This is a genomic window from Blautia sp. OM07-19 (assembly GCF_003481595.1).
GTDB classification, from domain to species: domain Bacteria; phylum Bacillota; class Clostridia; order Lachnospirales; family Lachnospiraceae; genus Blautia_A; species Blautia_A intestinihominis.
On record NZ_QULA01000012.1, the window covers coordinates 1 to 1,047 of the forward strand.

Below are 1,047 nucleotides of genomic sequence, written 5' to 3' on the forward strand. Positions count from 1 at the left end.
ATATGGGCAGCTGCTACACAGCTTGAATGTGATATATCTTGCTGAGTGAACTACTTTTGTAGCAATCTTCAGCAGTTTTAAACGGACGGTATCAATGCGTTGTTTCCGCATTTTTGCTGATAATACCAATCATCTAAACCAATTAAATATGTTATAGGCAAGAGCATGTACCTGGACTCTGTTTGCATTTACAATTCTGTTGTGACTGCTCACCGCAGAAAAATCAAAACCGGATTTGCTTTCTTTGATGAAGTTTTCCATCAGCCGGATAACATAGCTTGTTCCGTTTTCCTCACACTGCTTATAGAGATCAGGAGTTGCAAAACCACTATCGCCGCGAAGCAGGAGATGGATGGTTGGATAATCATTCAGGTACTCGTCGAGAATCGGCTGCAGGAAATCGGTTACACCGGTACAGGAATAAGCTGCTCCATCACGGAGTTGGATTTTTATCAGATCACCAGTGATTCCGTCATAACAAACGAGCGGATGGTAGCCATTACTCCGATAATGGAAGTTAAATGCCCTGCCTTCCTGTTTGCCGTATGCTGCGAGGAGCGTGGAATCCAGATCCAGGATCACTGCCTGAGGCATCTGGATGCTGTAGATCCTTTTTCTAAGTATCTGGCTGATTTCCTGGAACTGTTTTAAAGTGTCTTCATCCATGCGGTTAAAGAATCTTGATACTGTTGGCTGAGATGCTAATGCGGATTTTTCAAGTACAGCTTTAAAAACAGGATCCTTGGTCAGTTCATCCGAAGCATCATCTTCGAAGTAACCGGCCATGATCATATATATCATCTGGAGAAGGTTATCCCTGTCCGTATGATATCGAAACACTGCAGAATCATTGGTCTTAAATGAACGGTTTAAAAGCCGTTCAATGCCAAGTTTGCTTATGAACTCTTTGATGAGGAGTAAGCCTGCATCGGAGGACAAGTCGCCTCCATCAAAATTTATTTTAATTTGCCTATTGCTTTGAAGTGAAAAGGTGTTTACAATACTCATAAAGGGCTCCTTTGTTTGGGATTGTTAAGACTTTGAACA

General features: G+C 42.0%; 1 pseudogene. It reads right to left on the reverse strand.

Features of this window, described 5'->3' with window-relative positions:
- Positions 1-1,008, reverse strand: a pseudogene (locus DXC01_RS09730) (IS1380 family transposase); the annotation flags it as partial.
- Positions 1,009-1,047: the final 39 nt, after the last annotated feature.